Source organism: Mesorhizobium sp. M7A.F.Ca.US.005.03.2.1 (assembly GCF_003997795.1).
Classification (GTDB): Bacteria; Pseudomonadota; Alphaproteobacteria; order Rhizobiales; family Rhizobiaceae; genus Mesorhizobium; species Mesorhizobium ciceri.
The window spans coordinates 1-5720 of record NZ_RZRP01000397.1; the positions used below are offsets into that span (position 1 = coordinate 1).

Here is a 5720-nt window from a genome sequence, read left to right on the forward strand (position 1 = left end):
ACCTATATCGGCGACGCCCGTGTCGGTGCTGGGGCCAATATCGGCGCCGGCACCATTACCTGCAATTATGACGGCTATTCGAAATTCTTCACGGACATCGGCGAGGGCGCTTTTGTCGGCTCCAATTCGTCGCTGGTGGCGCCTGTCACCATCGGCAAGGGCGGCTACATCGCCTCAGGCAGCGTGATCACCGAAAGCGTGCCCGACGACGCGCTGGCCTTCGGCCGCGCCCGCCAGAAGACCATTCCAGGCAAGGGCAAGGAGTTGCGCGAGCGCTTTGCTTCGGCGGCGGCGGCGAAGAAAAAGTAAGACCAGCCCGCAACCGAACGATTGCAGTAACCGGATTGCAAGAGCGGCCTGTCATGGTGCATCGACAGAATGAGCGTTCCGTTATACGGGACGAAATGCAATGTGACTTTCCACGGCAGGCCGGCCATCCCTAAATAGCGCTGGTTTTCCGGGGAATCGGGGGCTTTCTGCATGTGCGGTATCGTTGGAATCGTCGGCCACTCGCAGGTTGCGCCGCTCATCGTCGATGCGCTGAAGCGGTTGGAGTACCGTGGCTATGATTCGGCCGGCGTCGCGACCATCGAGCGTGGCGAACTCGCCCGCCGCCGCGCCGAAGGCAAGTTGATCAACCTGGAGCGCCGGCTCAAGGACGAGCCGCTCGATGGCACGATCGGCATCGGCCACACGCGCTGGGCGACGCATGGCGTGCCCAACGAGACCAATGCGCATCCGCATTTTTCCGACGGCGTCGCCATCGTCCACAACGGCATCATCGAGAATTTCGCCGAACTGCGCGACGAACTGGTCCGCGACGGCTATTCTTTTTCGTCGCAGACCGACACCGAGGTCGTGGCGCATCTGGTGGCCCGCGAACTCGCCAAGGGGCTGAAGCCGGTCGAAGCCGCGCACCAGGCGCTGAAGCGGCTGGAAGGCGCATTTGCGCTGGCGATCATGTTCAAAGGCGACGAGGATTTGATCGTCGGCGCCCGCAATGGTCCGCCTTTGGCCGTCGGCCATGGCGATGGCGAGATGTTCCTGGGCTCCGACGCCATCGCGCTCGCCCCGTTCACCAATTCGATCACCTATCTCGAAGATGGCGACTGGGCGGTGGTGCGCCGCAATAGTGTTGAGATCTTCGATATCGGCGGCACAAAGGTAGAGCGCAAACGCCAGCAGTCGCTGTCGACCAGCTTCATGGTCGACAAGGGCAACCGACGCCATTTCATGGAAAAGGAAATCCATGAGCAGCCCGAGGTGATCTCGCACACGCTGGCGCATTACGTGGATTTCGTCTCCGGAGTGTCGAAGCCGCTCGACCTGCCGTTCGACTTCGCCAAAATTGGTCGGCTGGCGATCTCGGCCTGCGGCACGGCGTATCTGGCCGGCCTGATCGGCAAGTACTGGTTCGAGCGCTACGCGCGCCTGCCCGTCGACATCGATGTCGCCTCCGAATTTCGTTACCGCGAAATGCCGCTCTCGGAGAACGATGCGGCGTTTTTCATCTCGCAATCGGGCGAGACCGCCGACACGCTGGCCTCACTGCGTTATTGCCGCAAAGCCGGCATGAAGATCGGCGCGATCGTCAATGTGCGCGAATCGACCATGGCGCGCGAATCCGACGTCGTGCTGCCGACGCTTGCCGGACCCGAGATCGGCGTCGCCTCGACCAAGGCCTTCACCTGCCAGCTTTCCGTGCTGGCCGCGCTTGCGGTGCGCGCCGGCGTGGCGCGCGGTATGATTTCGAAGGAACAGGAGAAAACCCTGGTGCGCGCGCTTTCGGAAGCGCCGCGCTACGCCAACCAGGTGCTCAAGCTTGAAGAGCAGATCGAGCGGATCGCGCGCGAACTCTCGCGCTACAAGGACGTGCTCTATCTCGGCCGCGACACCAACTTCCCGCTGGCCATGGAAGGCGCGTTGAAACTCAAGGAAATCTCCTACATCCACGCCGAAGGCTATGCAGCCGGCGAACTGAAGCATGGGCCGATCGCGCTGATCGACGAGAACATGCCTGTCATCGTCATCGCGCCGCATGACCGGATCTTCGAGAAAACCGTTTCCAACATGCAGGAAGTGGCGGCGCGCGGCGGCAAGATCATCCTGATCACCGACAGCAAGGGCGCAGCGCAGGTGAGCGTGAAGACGATGGAAACAATCGTGCTGCCGGATGTGCCCGAAATCATCTCGCCGATCATCTATGCGCTGCCGATACAGATGCTGGCCTATTTCACCGCCGTGTTCATGGGCACCGACGTCGATCAGCCACGCAATCTGGCGAAATCGGTGACGGTGGAATAGGTTTTGCCTTCCAGACCGGAGGTTGGGCCGAATGGCATCGAAGTTCGCACGTCCAGTTCATCCTGGAGAATTCCTGCGTGAAGAATATCTCGTCCCGCTCGGCATGAGTGCAGGCGCGCTGGCGAAAAAGCTCAACCTTCCGCGCACCCGTATCGAACGCATTGCCAAGGAAGAGATCGGCCTGACTCCCGATACCGCTCTTCGCCTCGCCAGATTTTTCAACACCACGCCCGAATTCTGGATGAATTTTCAACAGGCCTATGAGCTTGAAACCGAAGCCAGAAAGCTGGCGCCGGAGCTCGAGAAGATTGAGCCGTTGGAAGTAGCGGCATAATCGGCTCTTTAAAAACTTCGCAGTTCCAAAGCTTCGTCCGGTTCACTAATGTTGCGCTGCAACCCGCGCTCCGGTGAACCATGTCCGATGCTCCCAAGACCTCCGGCATGACCCGGCTGAGGAACTATTTCCTCACGGGCTTCATCGTCTGCGCGCCCTTGGCGATCACCGCCTACATTGCCTGGTCGTTCATCGGCTGGGTCGATTCCTGGGTGAAGCCTTATATTCCGGCCCGCTACAGCCCTGACACCTACCTGTCGTTTCCGGTGCCGGGGTTCGGACTGATCGTGGCGCTTATCCTGATCACGCTGATCGGTTTCCTGACGGCAAACATCGTCGGCCGCGCCATCGTCAATTTCGGCGAGCGCCTGCTTGGCCGCATGCCGCTGGTGCGCGGCATCTACGGCTCGCTGAAACAGATTTTCGAGACCGTGCTGTCGAACAAGGGTGACATGTTCCGCCAGGTCGGGCTGGTCGAATATCCGCGCAAGGGCGTGTGGTCGCTGGTGTTCGTCGCCAGTGAAAAGGAAACCGAGATCAACCAGAAGCTCGACCAGGAAGGCGATCCGCTGATCGCCGTATTCATGCCGTGCACGCCAAACCCGACCACGGGCTTCCTGATGTATGTGCCGAAGTCGGACATCGTGCTGCTCGACATGACGATCGAGGATGGCGCCAAGCTGATCGTCTCCGCCGGTCTGGTGGCGCCCGAAGTAAAGCAAATGGTTGTCGTGAATGGCGAGCCGATCGAAGGGATGCTGGCCAACCCTTCGGTTGCCGCCCTGGATCAGCCGGCGCGCAGAAGCCGCACGGCTTCGTCGCGACCGAACAAGTAAAGCAGCAGGCGCAACGCCTCACCACGCTGCGATTGCAGCTCCGGATCGCGTGACAGGATCAGCCTGGCATCGTCGCGGGCGGCCTCCAGAAGGTCGGCATGCGCCTCGATGCGAGCCACCTGGAAGCCCGGCGTGCCCGACTGGCGGGTGCCCAGCAATTCGCCTTCGCCGCGCAGCTTCAGGTCCTCCTCGGCGATCAGGAACCCATCCTCGGTCTCGCGCATCACCGACAGCCGGCGTTTTGCGGTCTCGCCGAGCGGGTCCTTGTAGAGCAGCACGCATGAGGAAGGCTTGTCACCGCGTCCGACCCGGCCGCGAAGCTGGTGCAGTTGGGCAAGGCCGAAGCGCTCTGCATGCTCGATGACCATGACGGTGGCGTCCGGCACGTCGACGCCGACCTCGATGACGGTGGTGGCGATCAGGATGCGTGTCTCGCCCTGCTTGAAGGCGCGCATCGCCTCGTCCTTCTCTGCACCCTTCATGCGGCCGTGAACGAGACCGATGCGATCGCCGAACAATGGTTTCAGCGAGGCGAAGCGGTCTTCGGCCGACATCAGTTTGATCTCTTCGGATTCCTCGACCAGCGGACAGATCCAGTAGATCTTCTGGCCGCCGGCGACGGCGTCCACCATGCGGTCGACCAGTTCGTCGAGCCGCTCGAGCGGCAGCGTAACGGTACGGATCGGCTGGCGGCCGGCCGGTTTTTCCGTCAGTTTCGACACGTCCATGTCACCGAAAGCGGTCAGCACCAGGGTGCGCGGGATAGGAGTGGCCGTCATCACCAGCATGTCTGGCGCGTCGCCCTTGGCGGTGATGGCAAGCCGCTGATGGACGCCGAAACGATGCTGCTCGTCGATGACGGCAAAGACGAGGTCTTTGAAGGTGACGGTCTCCTGGAACAGCGCGTGGGTGCCGACGACGATGTCGATCTCGCCGCTTGCCAGGCCGGCCAGCGTATCCGCGCGTTCGCGGCCCTTCTCGCGACCGGTGAGGATGGCGATGCGAAGCCCTACCTTGGCGGCAAGCGGCGTGATGGTCGCAAGATGCTGGCGCGCCAGGATTTCGGTCGGTGCCATCAAGGCTGCCTGGCCGCCGGCCTCGACGGCACGCGCCATGGCCAGCAGCGCGACGACGGTCTTGCCGGAACCGACATCGCCCTGGAGAAGCCGCAGCATGCGCTCTGGGTCGGCGAGGTCGGCATTGATTTCGGCCAGCGCAAACTCCTGGCTTGATGTCAGCGAATAGGGCAGTGCGGCCCGCAGTTTTTCGACGATGCGGCCGTCGCCGACCAGGGGTCGCCCGGACAGCCTGCGGACTTTCGCTCGCACCAGCGCCAGCGAGACCTGGCCCGCCAGCAACTCGTCATAGGCGAGCCGCCGCCAGGCGGCACCATCGATGGAGACGTCAATCGGGTCAGCCGGATTGTGGATGCGGGCAAGCGCATCGCCAAAGGCCGCAAAGGTGTGCCGCCGCATGAAGGCGCCGTCCTGCCATTCGGGAAATTCAGGCACGCGCGTCAGCGCCTGGCCGATCGCCCGGCGCAGCACCTTGCCCGAGAGCCCGGCTGTCAGGGGATAGACCGGTTCGACCAGCGGCAGGTTTTCCGCCTCGCTGGCCAGCGCAATATGGTCGGGGTGGACCATGCTCGGGCGGCCGTTGAACCATTCCATGCGGCCCGAGACCACGACATGCTCGCCCTCGGGCATCGCCTTTTCGAGATAGGAGGCGTGAGCATGGAAGAAGGTCAGCGCGATCTCTCCGGTATCGTCATGGGCGAAGACCCGGTAGGGAACCGACCTATTGCCACGCGGTGGCGGCTGGTGGCGGTCGATGCGCACATCGAGCGTGACGATCTGGCCTTCCGCGGATCCCGCGATACCAGGCCGACTGCGCCGGTCGATGACGGTGTGCGGCAGCACGAACAGAAGATCGCCGGCACGCGCCGCGCGGTCGCCGAGATCGGCCGGAACAACCTTCTCGATCAGCGCACCGACTTTCGGTCCGACGCCTGCAAGCGACGTGATCGGGACAAACAAGGGATCGAGGATGGTCGGACGCATGATGTCAGCTTATGTTGCGACGGCGGCAGCGCAAGGCTGACAGCCCCTTCTATCCACGCTATATGCGCCGCAGCAAGCAAGGATGCGGTACGATGACCGGAACGACGAGATCAAGCGAGGGGCTGGACGTGCGCCGCCGCAAGCTTCTGTTTCGCTCCTGGCATCGCGGCATGCGCGAGATGGACC

Annotated in this window: 5 protein-coding genes and 1 pseudogene; 5 read left to right on the plus strand and 1 reads right to left on the minus strand. The window is 62.7% G+C overall.

What is annotated here, in order from left to right; translation table 11 throughout:
* The 4 genes from EN991_RS21035 to EN991_RS21050 form a co-directional block, all read left to right on the plus strand.
* Positions 1-309 (plus strand): DapH/DapD/GlmU-related protein (locus EN991_RS21035; protein ID WP_281058804.1); only part of this gene is annotated, 309 nt, incomplete at its 5' end.
* 171 nt (positions 310-480) lie between these two features.
* On the plus strand, positions 481-2304 hold the full coding sequence (gene glmS / locus EN991_RS21040) for a glutamine--fructose-6-phosphate transaminase (isomerizing) (protein WP_127369469.1): 1824 nt from the start codon (positions 481-483) through the stop codon (positions 2302-2304).
* Between the two features lie 31 nt (positions 2305-2335).
* On the plus strand, positions 2336-2638 hold the full coding sequence (locus tag EN991_RS21045; protein ID WP_027161478.1) for a HigA family addiction module antitoxin: 303 nt from the start codon (positions 2336-2338) through the stop codon (positions 2636-2638).
* 80 nt (positions 2639-2718) lie between these two features.
* Positions 2719-3474 (plus strand): DUF502 domain-containing protein, encoded by a 756-nt coding sequence (locus tag EN991_RS21050; RefSeq protein ID WP_127369470.1) that lies wholly within the window; start codon positions 2719-2721, stop codon positions 3472-3474.
* Here the strand turns inward: EN991_RS21050 and recG are convergent.
* Entirely contained in the window at positions 3426-5534 is a 2109-nt protein-coding gene (gene recG, locus EN991_RS21055) for an ATP-dependent DNA helicase RecG (RefSeq protein ID WP_127369471.1), read from the minus strand. The genes EN991_RS21050 and recG overlap by 49 nt on opposite strands.
* A 62-nt stretch (positions 5535-5596) precedes the next feature.
* Here recG and EN991_RS41020 point away from each other — a divergent pair.
* Positions 5597-5720, plus strand: a pseudogene (locus tag EN991_RS41020) (succinate dehydrogenase assembly factor 2); the annotation flags it as partial.